The organism is Leucobacter sp. Psy1 (assembly GCF_020096995.1).
Lineage (GTDB): Bacteria > Actinomycetota > Actinomycetes > Actinomycetales > Microbacteriaceae > Leucobacter.
In genome coordinates this window covers 3,097,582-3,114,721 of the sequence record NZ_CP083692.1, presented here as the reverse complement: position 1 = coordinate 3,114,721, position 17,140 = coordinate 3,097,582, and the positions used below count along the sequence as shown (strand labels likewise).

Genomic DNA, 17,140 nt, shown 5'->3' with positions numbered 1-17,140 from the left:
GGTCCTTTCTGATGAGTGTGTTGGAATGTTAGGCAATGCGCCACACGCGACCGTCGAAACGAGGGTCGTTGGTGAGCGCAGGGGTGAATTCTTCTCTTGCGACTGGATCGTGGCCGGCGACGATAATCCCGGTTTTCCCGGATCGGGTGATGGAGAGTCGACGCACCTCTTCGAAGGCATCGAACATGTCGGGCACGTGGTGCGCGATCGAGAAGGGCCGATCGGTCTCGATGTTCTCCTTGAAGTGGCTCGCATCCGAGGCGAGGACGACGGTCGAATCATCATCGAGGGTCACGGTGACGACCTGCATGCCCGGGGTGTGGCCCCCGACGAGATGTGCCGCGACCCCAGGAACGATCGTGTCGACACCGTTGCTCTGGTGCACTCGCCCTTCGTGGTTCACCCGAACGAAGTGCACGATGTCGTCGATCTCGACGATGTGCTGGTAGGGGCCGCGATGGGCGTGACGTCCCGTCCAGAACGCAAGTTCCTGCTCCTGGACGTGGACCCGTGCCTGGGGGAGCTGGGAGGCATATCCGGTGTGATCGTAGTGGAGGTGCGTGATGACGAGATCAGTGATCGCTTCCGGCGGATAGCCCAGTGCTTCGGCGACTTCGAGCGGCGAGCCGAGATGGATCCGGCCGGGTCGCTTGGAGGCGGTCTCCGGAGTGAAGCCCGCATCGATCAGGATCGCGTGACTGCCTCCCGTGACGAGCCACACGAAGTAGTCGATCGGCATGCTGTCGGTTCCGCAGGCGTCGAATCCGTAGAAGTGTTCTCCGCGAACCGCGCTCGGGCGCGTGGCGTATCGGATGAGATACACCGCCTCGGGAGTCCACGTTTCGGGGAGCGCACCTGATGCGCTCATGCTGTTTCGAGACGTCATTTCACGTTCTCCCTACTGCTTCGGAAGGGTGTGATGGGTCACGATGGCTTTCACTTGGGTGTAGCCGATCAGTGCCTCGAACCCCTTTTCGCGCCCGTGACCCGAATGCTTGTACCCCCCGAACGGGATCTCCATGCCCGCGCCGATGAAGCCGTTGATCTGCACCTGACCCGCGTGTATCTCTCGGGAGAACCGGCTCGCCACTCGCAGATCGTTCGTGAAGACGGCTGCTGCGAGACCGTAGTCGCTGTCGTTCGCGATCTCCAGGGCGTCCGCTGCGCTGTCGAACGGGATGATGCACTGGACCGGTCCGAACACTTCGGTACGTGCGATCTCCGAGGCGGAATGCACGCGCAAGACGGTCGGGGCCGCGAACGTCCCTGCGCTGAGGCCGGGCGCTCCAGGCGCTGCGGCGGACCCGATCAGGAGTTCCGCCCCGCTCTCGATCGCCCGTTGCACCAGTTCGAGCACCCGGTCGCGTTGCGACGCGGTGATGAGTGGACCGACGTCGTGCCCGTCCACGCCCGGCCCCACCGTCAGCTTGCGAACATTGTCCAGTACCAGCTGCGTGAACTCTGCTTCCACGTCGCGATGAACGAGGAAGCGAGTCAGTGCCGAGCACGACTGCCCGGAGTTTCGAATGAGCGCGTTCGTAGCTGCCTGCGCGGCGACGGGCAGGTCGGCGTCGGGGAAGACGATAGCGGGGGACTTGCCCCCGAGCTCGAGGTTGGTGGCGACCAGGTTGTCCGCGGCGGACTTGGAGACCGTGCGTCCGGTGCGAACTGACCCCGTGAACGTGAGGTGGTCGATACGCGGGTGGCCTGCAAGGGCCGCGCCCGCGGTTGCGCCGTCGCCGATGATGAGGTTGAAGACCCCGGCGGGAAGGGCTTCTCGAACGAGTTCGGCGAAGAATATCGAGGAGAGTGGTGCGAGCTCCGAGGGCTTCACCACCACGGTGTTTCCAACGGCCAGAGAGGGGGCTACGCCGCGCGTCAGCTGGCTGATGGGGGCGTTCCACGGGGTAATGTGGCCGATCACCCCGAACGGTTCGCGCTCGGTACGTACTTCGAGATGGGGCTTCGAGGGGATCACGTCACCGAAGAGATGCGATGCGGCCTCGGCGTAGAAGCGGAAGTACTGCTCGGCCATCGCGACGTCCGTTTCGGACTGGGCGAGGGGTTTTCCCGTATCTAGAGTCTCGATGAGTGCGAGTTCGCGACCGTTCGCAGCGATGAGGTCTGCGATGTGGCGCATCGCTCTCGCCCTACGGGGAAGACCGTCGCTCCACCACCCGGAAAAGGCGTCTTGAGCGGCGAGGACCGCTCGGTCCACGTCGCCCGCGTCCGCGTCGTTGATCACCGCGAGAACTGCGCCCGTAGCCGGGTCGGTGACCTCTCGCTCGGGCCCCGTAGTCGGCTCCCACGAACCGTTGATCATGTTGCCGTGAGGAAGGGCTCGATCGCCCAAAATAAAAACTTCATTGTTGAATGCACCTTGCATGCAAGATAATCTACTGGGTAGACACTGATCGTGCAATCACGAGTTCGAGAGAGAAAAGTTCAAAGGAGATGAAGGTGTCCCAACCGAACGATGGAACAGTAGGAATTGTCGGACTCGGCAACATGGGGCTTGCGATAGCCGAGCGGCTCGCGCAAGACTTCCCGGTCTTGGGGGTCGACCTCTCGGCCGAGAGAAGAGATGCTGCTCAGCAGGCCGGCATCGAGGCGACCGGTGAGATCTCGGACCTCACGCGGCGCTGCGAAACGGTGCTCATGTCGCTCCCCGCACCGGCGGCGTCCGCTGCAGTCGCGCGACAGATCGCCGCGGCTCCCGGAGTGGTGAGCACCGTGCTCGAGACGAGTACAGTCACGCCCTCGGACCTGCTCTCGACCCGGGGGATCTTCGCCGGAGCGGGAATCGAACTCCTGGATGCGGCAATCCTGTCCGGCGTCGCGCAGATGCGATCCGGAACGGCTGGGCTGGTGCTCGCAGGTGATGCGGCGCGTATCGCGCAGGTTCAACCCCTGCTCGACGCGATCACTCCGAAACAGACGATCCTGGGTGCGTCCGGCGCCGGCATGGCGGCGAAGGTCATCAACAACGCCGTGGCTCACGTGGTGATGGTGATCTTGACGGAGGCGCTCGCGCTGTCGAAGAGCGCCGATCTTGACCCCGAGGCCATCATCTCGATCCTCGCTGCGCCTGACGGTGGTCTGATGCGGCCGCTCACCCACCGGATCGCGGAGCGCGTGCGGGAAGGAGATTACGAGGGCGGCATGTCGCTGGAGGCGGCGCGAAAGGACAGCACGCTCGCGGTTCGGATGGCCATGGACGCCGGGCTCCCCACCCCGACGATCTCCGCCGCTCATGGGATCTACGAAATGGCGATGTCCATGGGGTGGTCGCGAGAAGACTACGCCGCTCTCGCTAAACTATGGGAGCAGTGGGGCGATACGAGCTTCGTCAAGTAGCCCGCACCTTTGCGTGGGGCATCCGAGAAAGAGAGATGATGCCCGATTCGGATCACCACCTCGCGGCCGGGCAGCCCGATCTGACGCGGTATCGGAGGAGCGACCGCAAGCGGGGAAGCGCGGTCGCGGATACCACGCGCGCACTGCGAGAGGCGATCTTCGATCGCGTGCTCCCGCCCGGACAGTGGTTGCGCGAGGAGTCGCTCGCCGAGACGCTGGGGATCTCGCGCACCCCACTCAGGGAGGCGCTCAATCGGATCGAAGAAGAGGGTCTGATCGTTCGAGAACCCGGGCAGGGGGCTCGCGTCACCGTTCTGACGAGCGAGGACATGGTGGTGGTCTATCAGGTACGAGGCAGTCTGGAGTCGCTCGCGGCATCGATGGCTGCCAAGAATGCTCCTCTCGAGGATCGTGAGCGACTCGCCGAGCTCGATGGGCTCATGAGCGAGGCGGCCGAAGCCGGGAGAAACTCTGACTTCCACGACCTCAATATCGAGTTCCACCGCACGCTCGGCGAGTCCGCGACGAATTTCTATCTGCGAAGAATGCTCGGAACCGTGGAAACGGCTATCCGGCTCTTCGGAACGCGCACGTACACCGTGGAGCGCATGCGCGAGATCGTCGGTGAGCATCGACGGATTACGGAGGCGATCGTCGCTCAAGACGCCGAGGCCGCAGCCGCGGCAAGTGTCGATCATGCAGACCGTGCGCGGCGAGCAACCCTCGAGCGCCTCCTGGAATCCTGAGCACACGCACCGCACGCACGTAGGCCCGGATCCCCGCAATGGGACCCGGGCCTACGCGAACGAACGCCGCGCTACAGTGCGGAGACGTACTTCTCGGGATCGGCGTCGAACAGCGGTCCGCACGCGGCGCAGCAGAGGTAGTACCGCTGCCCGTTGTAGTCGCGGACGAGGCCCTGCGCTTCCGCATCTGCCTTCGCGATATAGCTACCGCGCATCACGGGGCATTCGGCGACGGAGTCGTCGGTCGCGGTGACGGCAGGGCCGTGTCCGCCGCAGGAGGAGGCCTGCGCAGGGGCCGCCTCGGTCTTCTCGGTGTCGTGTGAGTGCTCACCGCACATGGGGTTCCTTTCATCGGAGGGTGGGGGATCTACAGGTCAGGCGGCGACGCGCGCTGGCGACGACGCGGGTGCGGAGGCGGCAGTCGGCTCCGAGTCGAGCGCGCGGCTCCGGAACGACCGGAGACGCAGGCTGTTGCCGACGACGAAGACGCTCGAGAACGCCATTGCCGCCCCGGCGAGCATCGGATTGAGCAGGCCGAACGCCGCCAGCGGGATCGCCGCGGTGTTGTAGGCGAACGCCCAGAACAGGTTGCCCTTGATGGTGCCGAGCGTGCGGCGCGAGAGGCGGATTGCGTCGGCCGCACTCCGCAGGTCGCCCCGCACAAGGGTGAGGTCTGACGCTTCGATGGCCGCATCGGTACCGGTGCCCATGGCGAGTCCGAGGTCGGCCTGCGCGAGCGCTGCGGCATCGTTCACGCCGTCGCCCACCATGGCGACGCTCTTGCCCTCGCTCTGCAGCTGCACGATGACATCGGCTTTGTCGCTCGGCATGACCTCGGCGATGACGCGCTCGATGCCGACCTCTGCGGCGATGCGCTGCGCGACCGTCGTGTTGTCGCCGGTGAGCAGGATCGGCTCCAGGCCGAGTTCGCGGAACTGTCGGATCGCCTCGGGGCTCGTCGGCTTCACACGGTCGGCGATGACGAGCAGCCCGCGGAGACGACCGTCCCAGGCGACGAGGACGGCGGTCTGGCCGCGATCCTCTGCCGCCTCCTGGGCGCGCTGGATCTCGGGATCGATCGTGATCGACCAGTCCTCGAGCAGCGTCCTCCGCCCGACGAGCACGGCCTGCCCTTCGACGATGCCGGTGACGCCCTTGCCCTCCACGTTCTGGAAGTTCTCGACCTCGGGGAGCACGATGTCCAGCTCGTCCACGGCGCCCTTTGCCACGGCCTGAGCGATGGGGTGCTCGGAGGCGTCCTCAATGGCTCCGGCGATGCGGAGGAGCTCGGCGCGATCCTGACCCGAAGTGGCGACGGCGTCGATCAGGGTCATCTTGCCGGTGGTGACCGTGCCGGTCTTGTCGAGCACGATGGTGTCGATCCGCCGCGTGGATTCCAGGACCTCGGGTCCCTTGATGAGAATCCCGAGCTGCGCGCCGCGCCCCGTGCCGACGAGCAGCGCCGTGGGCGTGGCGAGGCCGAGGGCGCAGGGGCAGGCGATGATGAGTACGGACACCGCGGCGGTGAACGCCGAGGCGGCAGGGAACCCCGCGCCGAGGAAGCCGCCGAGCGAGATGACGGCGATGATGATCGCGATCGGCACGAAGATGCCGGAGACGCGGTCGGCGAGGCGCTGCACCTCTGCCTTCCCCGACTGGGCGTCCTCGACGAGCTTCGCCATCTGTGCGAGCTGCGTGTCGCCGCCGACACGCGTCGCGCGGACCACGAGGCGGCCGCTCGCGTTGACCGTCGCCCCGGTGACGGCGTCACCCGGGCCGGCCTCGACCGGCACCGATTCGCCGGTCAGCATCGAGGCGTCGATGGCGGAGTGGCCCGAGACGATCACGCCGTCCGTCGCGATCTTTTCACCGGGACGCACTACGAACTCATCGCCGACCGAGAGCTCGTCGATCGGGATCCGGATCTCGGCGCCGTTCCTCATGACCGCGACGTCCTTCGCGCCGAGCTCGAGGAGCGCGCGGAGCGCGGCGCCCGCCTGACGCTTCGACCGCTTCTCGAAGTAGCGGCCGGCGAGAATGAACATGGTCACGCCCGCTGCGACCTCGAGGTAGATGTTCGCGGCACCGTCGGTCGGCGAGATGGAGATCTCGAACGGGTGGGTCATGCCGGTCACGCCTGCCGTGCCGAAGAAGAGGGCGTACAGCGACCACAGGAAGGCAGCGGTAGTGCCGACGGAGACGAGCGTGTCCATCGTCGCCGTGCCGTGACGCAGGTTCATCGCGGCGGCACGGTGGAATGGCCACGCCGCCCAGACGATGACCGGAGCCGCGAGTGCGAGCGACAGCCACTGCCAGTAGTCGAACTGCAGGGGCGGAGCCATGGCCATCGCGATGACCGGAACCGACAGGATGATCGAGCCGATGAGGCGCTGCCTGAGGGCGATGAGCTCGTGATCGGGCTCCTCCGCGTCGCTTGTCTCATCCGCTGCGCGGGCCGCCTTCGGCAGCTCAGCGGTGTACCCGGTCTTCTCGACCTCGGCGATGAGCAGCTGCGCGTCATACCCGGCGGGGGTCTGCACGCGCGCCTTTTCCGTGGCGTAGTTCACGGTCGCCTCGATGCCCTCGAGCTTGTTCAGCTTCTTCTCGATGCGCATGGCGCACGAGGCGCAGGTCATGCCGCCGATCTGGAGTTCGACGTGCTCACCAGCGGTATCGGTCGCCGAGTGCGTCTGCGGTGTGGACATGATGCCCTTCCTTCTGGTGCCGCGGGTGGAATCAGTGGTCGTCGCCGTGATCGCCGCCGGAGCTGGCGTCGTCGTGGTCCTCGTCCGCCGGGGAGTCGCTCGCTGCGGCGTCGACGACGAACGATGCGGTGCGCACCTCTCCGTCGACCTGGAAGTCGAAGTACAGGAGGTACAGGCCCGGAGTGGGCGCCTCGGTGGCGAACTCGACTTCGGGGCCCGAGCGATCGCCGCTCTGCGGTTCCTCGCCCTCCGGATGCACGTGGAGATATTCGAGGTCGCCATCACGCAGCGCGACGAGGTGCCCGAACGCGCCGAGGTAGGGCTCCAGGGAGGTCACCGGCTCTCCGTCGCGAGCGACCGTGAGGGTCAGTGTCGATCCCGCGCCTGCGGTGAGGTCGCCCTCGAGGGTGACGTCGTACCCGTCGACCTTCGACTCGAGACGCGTCTCGTGGACATCGGCTGGCGTGAACTCGCCGCCGACGTTCAGGGTACGAGTGAGGGTGAGCGCTTCCTCTGCGTCGCCCGGCTGGAAGTCGGCGAAGACGCGGTAGCTGCCCGCCTCGTCCCACTCCCACGGCACCGACCAGACGCCATCGGCGTCGATCTCGGGGTGCACGTGGCGGAACTGCTCGCCGTCCGTGCGTACGACGATGAGGTGCAGATCCTTCTCGTGGGACTCGGTGTACTCGGTGAGCGGCGCTCCCTCGGCATCGAGGATCGAGAAGCTCAGCTCGCCAGACTCGCCGACCTCGTGAGGGGCGGAGACGGGGCCGAGAACGAATCCATCGGCTTCGAGCGTCACCCCACGCGGGGCCTCCGCGGATGCTCCGGCATTCCCTGCGGACTCGGCCTCCGCACCGTGTCCTCCGTGGCTTCCCTCGTCGGCTGCCTGCATGCGCGCTTCAACCGCGGTCGGCGGGACGACAACGCTCGCGATGAAGAATGCCGCGACGAAGGCGACGACGAGACCGAGGCCGTAGAGGCCGAGACGAACCGGAGTCTTCATGGTGATCCCTAGGCGCGCTGGGCGTCGTAGCCCGCCTCTTCGACAGCCGCGAGCACGGCGGCGTCGTCCGCGGGAGTATCGGAGCCGGTGGTGACGACGAGCTTGCCCGTCGAGGAGCTGACGTCGATGTCGGTGACGTCGGCGATCTGGCCGACCTCTCCTCGAATCGCCGTCTCGCAGTGGCCGCAGCTCATGCCGGTGACCTGGTACTCGGTGGTGGCCATGGGTTCCTCCTGTCGTCGTGACTTATACCCCTGAGGGGTACCTGTATCCAGCACTCTATACCCATGAGGGGTATCCGGCGCAAGTGGCTGCGCTCAGTCGGCTCGCTCTTGTCGCCGCGTCGAGATTGCGAAAAGTCCGGCTTCGCAGGTGATGAAGCCGGACTTTTCGCAATCTCGGTGAGGGGAGAGAGGGGTGGGCTATGGAGCCGTGTAGCCCCCGTCGACCAGGTGGTAGCTGCCGGTGACGAAGGACGCGGCGTCGCTCGCGAGGAACGCGATGAGGTGGGCAACCTCTTCAGCGCGGCCGAGGCGGCCGATCGGGTGCTTGGCGATCAGTCCCTGCTTCGCCGCTTCCGGGGCCTTCGCGAGGAGTGGGGTGTCGATGTAGCCGGGACCGACCGAGTTGACGCGGACTCCCGTCGTCGCGTACTCGATGGCCGCGGTCTTCGTGAGACCGACAACCGCGTGCTTCGTCGAGACGTACGCGGGTGAACCTGCCGTACCGACACTGCCGAGGATCGACGCCACGTTCACCACCGCTCCGCCTCCGTTCGCCGACATGGCGTTGACCTGCGCGCGCGTTCCGCGGAAGACGGCGTTGAGGTTGATGCCGACGACCTTCTCCCAGTCGGCGTCCGTGTAGTCGCCGGTCGATGCCACCGCGCCGCCGATGCCCGCGTTGTTGACGCCGATGCGCAGCGGCGCCAGTTGCTCCGCGGCGCGCACGGTCTCTTCGACCACCTCGGTCGCCGAGGCGTCGCCGACGACTGCGACGGCGGTGCCTCCAGCCGCTTCGATTTCGGAGACCACCGACTGGGCGGCCGACTCGTCGAGATCCTGCACCACCACCTTCGCGCCGTTCGCCGCCAGGAGCAGCGCGGTCGCGCGTCCGATTCCTGACCCTGCCCCGGTGACGATCGCTGAGCGGTCTGCGACATCGTATGTTGCCATGGAGTGATCCTTTCGATCGAGGGCCCCGACGGGGCCGGTGCGCTCGTCACGCTACGCCCCGATGTTGAGTGCTTGCTTGGCGCGGGGTCCCTGCCGTATGTATACATAGATTGCCACTCGCGCAACCAGACTGGTAATTCACGCTTATTGTGTATACAGTGGCTGACATGGGCGTCAGTCGAGAGAGTGCGGCATGAGGGCGAGCGATCGTGCCTACGGTGCACTGCTCGACGAGATCCAGAGCGGTGCGCTCTCTCCGGGCACCGTGCTCGGCGAGGTCGAGCAGTCCGCGCGTCTCGGCGTGAGTCGCACGCCGCTGCGAGAGGCCCTGCGCCGGCTCATCGCCGACGGTCTGGTCGTGCAGCAGTCGCCGCGCGTGCTCGTGGTCTCCGGCTTCGATGTCGCCGACATTCGGGCCCTCTTCGAAGCGCGGCGGGCGTTCGAGGAGAGCGCTGCGCGTCTCGCCGCGGCCCGGGGTGACCACGCTGAGTTTCGCAGTCTCGCGGATGCGTTCGGCGACGCGGATCTGGGCGACGACGCCGCAGTGGACGCCTACTACGCGCTCATCTCCCGCTTCGATGCGGCCGTCGACGCGGCGGTCGACAATCCGTATCTCACCTCCGCGCTCCGCACTGTCCGCACGCACCTGGCGCGGGCGCGACGGCTCGCCCGCGACAACGACGCGAGGCTGCGCGCCTCCGTCTCCGAACACCGACTCATCGCCGCCGCGATCGCCGACGGCGACGCGGACCTCGCGGCGCACGCCACGCACGTCCACCTCCACCACGCGCTCGGCGCGATCCTCGCCTCTCTGCCGGAAGGAACCTCATGACCGTCACCCATCACGTTCGCGTCTATCGAAGCGACGAGGCACTGGCCCGCGAGGATCAGCTCGCCTGGAAGATCGCGGAGGTAGCGACCGATGACGTCGCCCTCGACCGCGACGTCGTCGAGATGATCATCAATCGCATCATCGACAACGCATCCGTCGCCGCCGCATCGCTGACCCGAGCCCCGATCGTGGCTGCCCGCGCGCAGGCGCTCGCCCACCCGGTATCCCGCGGCGGAAGTGGATCGACGGTCTTCGGCCTCGACGGCGACGCGCACGCGGAGAGTGACCCGACGCTCGCGAGCCCCGAGTGGGCGGCGTGGGCGAACGGGGTGGCGGTGCGCGAGCTCGACTACCACGACACCTTCCTCGCGGCGGAGTACTCGCACCCCGGCGACAACATCCCGCCGATCCTTGCGGTTGCTCAGCACGTCGGCGCCGATGGCAGCGCGCTCCTGCGCGGCATCGCGACCGGGTACGAGATCCAGATGGATCTCGTGCGAGCGATCTGCCTGCACCGTCACAAGATCGACCACGTCGCCCACCTCGGCCCGTCGGCTGCGGCAGGCATCGGCACCCTGCTGGGCCTCGATACCGAGACGATCTTCCAGGCCGTGGGGCAGGCGCTGCACACGACGACCGCGACCCGGCAGAGCCGCAAGGGCGAGATCTCGACCTGGAAGGCGCACGCGCCGGCGTTCGCCGGCAAGCTCGCGGTCGAGGCCGTCGACCGGGCCATGCGCGGGCAGACGTCGCCGAGTCCCATCTACGAGGGCGAGGACGGGGTGATCGCCTGGATGCTCGACGGCAAGGATGCGGCGTACGACGTGCCGCTGCCGGGTCGCGGTGAGGCGAAGCGGGCGATCCTCGATTCCTACACGAAGGAGCACTCGGCCGAGTACCAGGCGCAGGCCTGGATCGATCTCGCCCGCAAGCTCCACGGAGAGCGCCCGGAGCTCGCCGATCCGGCGAACGTGCAGAGCATCGTGCTGCACACCAGCCACCACACGCACTACGTGATCGGATCGGGCGCGAACGACCCCCAGAAGTACGATCCGTCTGCCTCCCGCGAGACGCTCGACCACTCGATTCCCTACATCTTCGCGGTGGCGCTGCAGGACGGCGGCTGGCACCACGTCGACTCGTACACGCCTGAGCGCGCGGGTCGCGCCGACACCGTCGAGCTGTGGCACAAGATCACGACAGCCGAGGACGCCGAGTGGACCCGTAGGTACCACTCCGAGGACCCGGACCAGAAGGCTTTCGGCGGCCGCGTCGAGATCACGCTCGCGAACGGTGAGCGCATCGTCGACGAGATCGCCGTCGCCGACGCCCACCCGCTCGGCGCGCGACCGTTCGCGCGCGAGCAGTACATTCGCAAGTTCAGGATCCTGGCCGAACCCGTGCTGGAGTCGGACGAGATCGAGCGCTTCCTCGATCTCGTGCAGCGCCTGCCCGAGCTCACCGCAGCCGAGGTGCGCGAGCTCAACATCGTGGCCCGGCCCGGATTGCTCGACCCCGCCGCCGCACCGAAGGGGCTCTTCTGATGCTGTACGCGCAGACCACGCCGGAGGCGAAGCGCCGAGCATTCCGCGAGCGGCTCGCGAGCGGCGAGCTGCTCCGCATGCCAGGAGCGTTTAACCCCCTCTCTGCGCGTCTCATCGAGCAGAAGGGCTTCGACGGGGTCTACGTGTCGGGTGCCGTTCTCGCGGCAGACCTCGGCCTCCCCGACATCGGCCTGACCACGCTCACGGAGGTGGCCGGGCGCGGAGCGCAGATCGCGCGCATGACGGACCTGCCGACGCTGATCGACGCCGACACCGGGTTCGGGGAACCGATGAACGTGGCGCGCACGATCCAGGAGCTCGAGAACGCTGGCCTCGCCGGCTGCCACATCGAGGACCAGGTCAATCCGAAGCGGTGCGGGCACCTCGATGGCAAGACCGTCGTCGATGAGTCGACGGCGGCGCAGCGGATCCGTGCGGCGGTCGATGCCCGGCGCGACGAGAACTTCCTCGTCATGGCGCGGACCGACATCCGGGCGACCCAGGACGGGGCGGCAGGACTGCGTGCGGCGACCGATCGCGCGAAGGCGCTCGTCGACGCGGGCGCCGATGCGATCTTCCCCGAGGCCATGCGCACACTCGACGAGTTCGCCGCGATGCGGGACGCCGTCGATGTCCCGCTGCTCGCCAACATGACGGAGTTCGGCAAGAGCGAACTGTTCACGGCGCAGCAGCTCGCCGAAGTGGGGATGAATCTCGTCATCTGGCCCGTTTCGATGCTCCGCATCTCGATGGGGGCGACGGGGCGCGCCCTCGACGAGCTGAACGCGTCGGGTAGCCTGACAAACAACCTCGACGAGATGCAGCACCGCGCCGACCTCTACGATCTCGTCGACTACCAGGCGTACAACCATTTTGACACTGACGTGTTCAACTTCACGGTCGCGCGATAGCGTGACCTCCAGCACAGCGACCCCACCGAGCAAAGGAGCCACCATGGCGGATGCGGACATCAAGAAGGGTCTCGTCGGCGTCGTCGTCGACGTGACCGCGATCTCGAAGGTGAACCCGGAGACCAACAGTCTCCTGTATCGCGGGTACCCCGTGCAGGAGCTCGCGGATACGCAGTCCTTCGAGGCGGTGGCGCATCTGCTGTGGAATGGCGAGTTGCCGAACCCGGGCGAGCTGTCGGCGCTCCGCGGCGAAGAGCGGAAGCATCGTGCGCTCGATCCCGAGGTGCGAGCGGCGATCGATCTCCTGCCGCTCGACGCGCACCCGATGGACGAGGTGCGCACGGCGGTCAGCGTGATCGGTGCGCGGAGTCTCGCCGGATCCGGCTCAGTGCTGGATGCTTCCGGCACCCCGGAGGAGAACCTTTCGCGCAGTGTCGAGCTCTTCGCCGCGCTCCCCGCCATCGTCGCGTACGGCCAGCGCCGGCGCCGCGGTGAGGACGCGATCGAGCCGCGCGACGACCTCGACTACTCGGCGAACTTCCTCTGGATGGTGTTCGGCCGCGAACCCGCCGAGGTCGAGGTCGATGCATTCAACCGATCGATGATCTTGTACGCGGAGCACTCGTTCAACGCGTCGACGTTCACGGCACGCGTCATCACGTCGACCCTCTCCGACCTCTACTCGGCGGTGACGGGCGCGATCGGAGCGCTGAAGGGACCGCTGCACGGCGGTGCGAACGAGGCGGTCATGCACATCCTCGACGAGATCGGCAGCGCCGACAATGTGCAGGCCTGGCTCGACCGAGCTCTATCCGAGAAGCGCAAGATCATGGGCTTCGGTCACCGGGTCTACAAGAACGGCGACTCGCGGGTGCCCACGATGCAGGCCGCCCTCGACCGTCTCGTGGAGCACTACGACCGTGCCGACGTGGGCGATCTGGCCGCTGCGCTGGAGCGCGAGTTCGTCGAGCGGAAGGGCATCTACCCGAACCTCGACTTCCCTTCCGGGCCGGCATACCACCTCCTCGGATTCGACACCGTCACCTTCACGCCGCTCTTCATCGCGGCCCGCATCACCGGGTGGACGGCGCACATCATGGAGCAGGCCGCGTCGAACGCGCTGATCCGCCCGCTGTCGGAGTACAACGGAGCCGACGAGCGGCACATCGAGAGCTGAGAACCCGGCGCCCTCCCGCGGTTCCCACGTCGTGGCCGGTCAGACTGGCAAAATAGAGTATTCTTACTCTCGGTTGACCGGCCGCCGGGAGTCGCTGCGGGCCGGGGAAGCGCTCGAGGGGACGACTGATGCGGAGACGGCAGCTCAGCGATGAGGTCGCGTCGCATCTGCGGCAGGCCATCATGTCAGGAGTGCTGGCGCCGGGCAGTTCGGTGCGGGCTGAGGCCGTGGGCGAAGAGCTCGAGGTCTCGGCAACCCCCGTTCGGGAGGCGCTGCAGGCGCTCCGCGTCGAGGGGTTCCTGGAGCTCGTGCCCCGCAAAGGGTTCACGGTGGCGCCGCTCGACGCGGATCACATTCGTGACATCTTCGAGGCGCACGCGCTCATCGCCGGGGAGCTCGCAGCGCGCGCAGCTGAGCGCGCCGACGAGGCGACGGTGGAAGAGCTGCGGTCCGTCCACCGAGAACTGATGGACAGCGTCGCCGCGGGTGAGCGGGACGTGCTCGAGCGGAAGAATCACGAGTTCCATGCGGCGGTCTACCTCGCGGCGAGGTCCGAACGACTGAGCTGGGCGCTCGGTAACTTCGTTCGATACGTGCCTCGCGCCTTCTTCACGCAGATCGACGGCTGGGCCGAGTCGACCGCTCACGCGCATACGTCGGTGCTCGAGGCGATCATCGCTCGGGATCCCGGCGCGGCACGCGCTGCGATGGGCGCGCACATTCGTAAGTCGGGTGAGCAGCTCGCCGAGTACTTCGAGAGCAGGCCGCAGCCGGAGTCGCGCGAGAGCGCCTGACCCGAGGCGGGCATCGCGGGAGTGCGAGCCGACCCCTGTCGGAGCCGCCGGTTGGCGCGCTCGCGCGCGACGCCGTAACGTCGTACGGGTGACTGATCAGCTCGCGTCGGCAGACGCGCACGAACCCGCCATGCGGATCGCTTTTGTCGTCCTGCACACCTCACCGCTCGATGAGCCGGGCACGAAGGATGCCGGGGGCATGAACGTGGTGGTGGTGCACCAGGCGGCGGAGCTCGCTCGGCTGGGGCACGAGGTCGAGCTGATCACGCGCCGCAGCTCGCCCGACCTTCCCGAGACCGTGGAACTCTCGAGCGGGGTGACGGTGCGGCATCTCGATGTCGGGCCGCCGCGGCTGCTCGCGAAGGGCGACCATGAGGCGCTGATGGAGGAGTTCGGGGTCGCGCTCGCCGACCATCTGAGGGAGCAGCCGTGCGATGTGCTGCACGCTGAGCACTGGTTCTCGGGGATCGCGGCGCTACCCGCCTCCCGTGAACTCGGCATTCCGCTCGTGCAGAGCTATCACAGCATCGCGGCCGACCCGCATTCACCGCTGACGGAGGGCGAGCGCCCCGAGTCTCCCGGGCGGCTGGCGGGGGAGAAGCGCCTCGCGGGCGAGGTGGACCTCGTCGTCGCGGTGAGCGAGGCCGAGCGCGCGACGATCCTCGGGCGGCTCGGTGCCGACCCTGACCGGGTGCGAGTGGTGCCGCTCGGCGTCGACACGCGCATGTTCCGACCCTGCGAGCCGGGGGAGTGCGCCGAGCGCCGCGAGTGGCTCGACCGCGGCGGCCGGCCCGAGGTGCTCGTCGCGGGTCGGCTGCACCCGCTGAAGGGCGTCGATCTGGCGGTCCGCGCGGTTGCCGCGATCCCCGAGGATCGGCGGCCTGTGCTGCGGGTCATCGGTGTGCCGCCGCCCGACGGCGACGACTACGCGAGGAGTCTGCACGAGCTCGTCGCGGAATCGGGCATGCTCTCGACCGTGGCGTTCGACGGCGCGCTTCGTCGGCAGGATCTGGCAGAGCGTCTCCGGCGGACGACGCTCGTGCTGATGCCCTCCCACTCCGAAACGTTCGGCCTCGTCGCGCTCGAGGGCGAGGCGTCGGGTATCCCGGTCATCGCCCGGTCCGTCGGCGGTCTGCGCGAGTCGGTGGTGGACGGCGAGACGGGCCTCCTGCTGACCGGTGACGATCCGGAAGTCTGGGCGGCGGCGATCGAGCGTCTGCTTGCGGACGAGGAGCTGGCCACGCGCATGGGGAAGGCCGCCCGCCGGTTCGCGTTGACCCGCAACTGGCGTGCGTCGGCGCGGAAGCTCGTGGGCGTCTACCGCGATCTGCTGGTGTCGTCGGCGGGCAGGTAGCGCGCCGGCGGTTCTGCGGTCAGCTGTTCCGCGAGCTGCAGGAGCGTCGCTTCGCTCCCGTGGCGTCCGACCAGCTGCACGCCGAACGATAGCCCGTCGGGGGTGTCGAGCATCGGGACCGCCACTGCGGGCAGCCCGGAGACGTTCACGATGGAGGTGCAGGGGGCCCACTCGCACTGCAACCGGTAGTCGTCGTCGGGTGAGCGCGACAGGAACGCACCGATCTCGGGCGGGCGCATCGCGAGACCCGGCATGAGTACGACGTCGAAGGCGCCCCACTGCTGGCGCACGTCCGCAGCGAGACGGGTGATGCGCGCGCCCGCTTCCCGGTGCTGCGCCGTCGATCGAGCCAGGGCGCGTTCGCGGAAGCTGCGGGTGAGGGGCATGAGGCGTTCTGCCGCCCCGGGATCGTCGCCGAGGTCGAGCAGCGAGAGGCCGGCAGTCCACACATCGGTGAAGAGTTCGGGGTAGGCCGGGTCGTAGCGGATCTCCGCCGCGTCGACGTGGTGTCGCGTTTCGAGGCGACGGTGCGCTGCATCGAGCGCCGCGAGCGCTTCCGCGGAGAACGGGGTCGGGTAGGCGCTCTCGAACGGCGTGGACGTGCTCACGCCGATGCTGAGTCCGCGAAGGCGGTCGGCGGAGCGGACCGCTGCGAGCGTTCGCTCCGCCGTGTCGCCTCGCATGGCGTCGAAGAGCAGGGCCGCGTCGCGCGCCGACCGTGCGAGCGGGCCGGAGACTCCGAGCTTCGGGGCGCCGAACGAGTCTCGATGCCCGCGCAGCACGTCCGTCGGAATCGTTCCCAGGCCGGGTTTCAGGCCGATCAGTCCGCAGGCGAGCGCGGGGATCCGGATCGACCCACCGCCGTCGCTCGCCGGAGCTGCGGAGAGGATCCCTGCGGCGACGGCGGCCGCGCTGCCGCCCGAGGAGCCGCCCGCCGTCAACCGGGGATCGCGGGGGTTGCGCGCGGGGTCGGCGATCCGGTTCTCCGAGTAGCCGGTGAGCCCGAACTCGGGCACCTGCGTCTTGCCGATGGAGATCGCCCCGGATCGGCGCAGCTGCTGGACGCCGGGATCGTCCGCTGCGGCGACGGTGTGAGGCAGCGCGGCACTGCCGCGGGTGGTGGGCGCGCCGGCGACATCGACGAGGTCCTTGTGCGCCAGGGGGACGCCGTGCAGCGGGGGCAAGGATCGATGCTCACCGCGAGCGTGCGCAACGTCGAACGTGGCGCTGCGCCACTGCGCGTCCGCGTGCTCGGCCTCCGCGAGTGCCTGCTCGGCGGTCAGGGTCACGAATGCGCCGAGGTCGGTGCGGTCGACGGCCCGCTGCAGCGCTGCCTCCGTCGCTGCTCGGGCGGAGACGTCTCCGGTGAGGATCGCGTCGCGCAGTGCGAGGAGCGGGTCCCGTGCGCTGTCGAGGTCTGCGAAGTCGCCCATCTGCTCAGCCTATCGGCGCTGTCCCGCCTCGGCAGCGGGCCCCGGTAGGCCCCGAAATTGCGACGAAAGATTACCTGAAGTGAGCGATGTGGAGGCCGGTGCTGTG

At 67.9% G+C, this 17,140-nt stretch carries 16 protein-coding genes; 8 read left to right on the top strand and 8 right to left on the bottom strand.

The window, feature by feature from the left end; all coding sequences use genetic code 11:
- Positions 1–28: 28 nt before the first annotated feature.
- Positions 29–886: an N-acyl homoserine lactonase family protein gene (locus K8P10_RS14790; RefSeq protein ID WP_224779644.1), complete on the bottom strand. Its 858-nt coding sequence runs from the start codon at positions 884–886 to the stop codon at positions 29–31.
- A gap of 12 nt (positions 887–898) precedes the next feature.
- Complete coding sequence (locus K8P10_RS14785) at positions 899–2,323, bottom strand: aldehyde dehydrogenase (protein WP_224779643.1); 1,425 nt, start codon at positions 2,321–2,323, stop codon at positions 899–901.
- 50 nt (positions 2,324–2,373) lie between these two features.
- Here K8P10_RS14785 and K8P10_RS14780 point away from each other — a divergent pair, with 50 nt between their 5' ends.
- The gene (locus K8P10_RS14780) at positions 2,374–3,357 is read left to right on the top strand and encodes an NAD(P)-dependent oxidoreductase (RefSeq protein ID WP_224779642.1); all 984 of its coding nucleotides are present in this window, start codon (positions 2,374–2,376) and stop codon (positions 3,355–3,357) included.
- 38 nt (positions 3,358–3,395) lie between these two features.
- The gene (locus K8P10_RS14775; RefSeq protein WP_224779641.1) at positions 3,396–4,103 is read left to right on the top strand and encodes a GntR family transcriptional regulator; all 708 of its coding nucleotides are present in this window, start codon (positions 3,396–3,398) and stop codon (positions 4,101–4,103) included.
- Between the two features lie 71 nt (positions 4,104–4,174).
- Here the strand turns inward: K8P10_RS14775 and K8P10_RS14770 are convergent, their stop codons facing one another.
- The 5 genes from K8P10_RS14770 to K8P10_RS14750 form a co-directional block, all read right to left on the bottom strand.
- Complete coding sequence (locus tag K8P10_RS14770; protein WP_224779640.1) at positions 4,175–4,441, bottom strand: YHS domain-containing protein; 267 nt, start codon at positions 4,439–4,441, stop codon at positions 4,175–4,177.
- A 36-nt stretch (positions 4,442–4,477) separates the two neighbouring features.
- Positions 4,478–6,808 carry a cation-translocating P-type ATPase gene (locus K8P10_RS14765; protein ID WP_224779639.1) on the bottom strand — a complete coding sequence of 777 codons (2,331 nt, stop codon included), beginning with the start codon at positions 6,806–6,808 and terminating at the stop codon, positions 4,478–4,480.
- 31 nt (positions 6,809–6,839) lie between these two features.
- Positions 6,840–7,814 carry a heavy-metal-associated domain-containing protein gene (locus K8P10_RS14760; protein WP_224779638.1) on the bottom strand — a complete coding sequence of 325 codons (975 nt, stop codon included), beginning with the start codon at positions 7,812–7,814 and terminating at the stop codon, positions 6,840–6,842.
- Between the two features lie 8 nt (positions 7,815–7,822).
- On the bottom strand, positions 7,823–8,038 hold the full coding sequence (locus K8P10_RS14755) for a heavy-metal-associated domain-containing protein (protein WP_224779637.1): 216 nt from the start codon (positions 8,036–8,038) through the stop codon (positions 7,823–7,825).
- A 198-nt stretch (positions 8,039–8,236) separates the two neighbouring features.
- Complete coding sequence (locus K8P10_RS14750) at positions 8,237–8,989, bottom strand: SDR family NAD(P)-dependent oxidoreductase (protein ID WP_224779636.1); 753 nt, start codon at positions 8,987–8,989, stop codon at positions 8,237–8,239.
- Between the two features lie 193 nt (positions 8,990–9,182).
- Between K8P10_RS14750 and K8P10_RS14745 the strand changes: the two genes are divergently transcribed.
- From K8P10_RS14745 to K8P10_RS14720, 6 genes are all read left to right on the top strand, one after another.
- Positions 9,183–9,821, top strand: a complete 639-nt coding sequence (locus tag K8P10_RS14745) for a GntR family transcriptional regulator (RefSeq protein ID WP_224779635.1) — start codon at positions 9,183–9,185, stop codon at positions 9,819–9,821.
- Entirely contained in the window at positions 9,818–11,365 is a 1,548-nt protein-coding gene (locus K8P10_RS14740) for an MmgE/PrpD family protein (RefSeq protein ID WP_224779634.1), read from the top strand. Before K8P10_RS14745 ends, K8P10_RS14740 begins: the two co-directional genes overlap by 4 nt.
- Positions 11,365–12,276 carry a methylisocitrate lyase gene (gene prpB, locus K8P10_RS14735; RefSeq protein WP_224779633.1) on the top strand — a complete coding sequence of 304 codons (912 nt, stop codon included), beginning with the start codon at positions 11,365–11,367 and terminating at the stop codon, positions 12,274–12,276. The genes K8P10_RS14740 and prpB overlap by 1 nt, the downstream gene beginning before the upstream one ends.
- Before the next feature lie 43 nt (positions 12,277–12,319).
- Positions 12,320–13,453: a bifunctional 2-methylcitrate synthase/citrate synthase gene (locus K8P10_RS14730; protein WP_224779632.1), complete on the top strand. Its 1,134-nt coding sequence runs from the start codon at positions 12,320–12,322 to the stop codon at positions 13,451–13,453.
- A 128-nt stretch (positions 13,454–13,581) separates the two neighbouring features.
- A complete protein-coding gene (locus K8P10_RS14725) occupies positions 13,582–14,247 on the top strand; it encodes a GntR family transcriptional regulator (RefSeq protein WP_224779631.1) in 666 nt (221 codons plus the stop codon).
- Positions 14,248–14,335: 88 nt separating this feature from the next.
- Positions 14,336–15,601, top strand: a complete 1,266-nt coding sequence (locus K8P10_RS14720) for a glycosyltransferase (RefSeq protein WP_224779630.1) — start codon at positions 14,336–14,338, stop codon at positions 15,599–15,601.
- Here K8P10_RS14720 and K8P10_RS14715 read toward each other — a convergent pair.
- Positions 15,565–17,034: an amidase gene (locus K8P10_RS14715; protein WP_224779629.1), complete on the bottom strand. Its 1,470-nt coding sequence runs from the start codon at positions 17,032–17,034 to the stop codon at positions 15,565–15,567. The two genes, K8P10_RS14720 and K8P10_RS14715, sit on opposite strands and share 37 nt — an antisense overlap.
- Between the last annotated feature and the right edge of the window lie 106 nt (positions 17,035–17,140).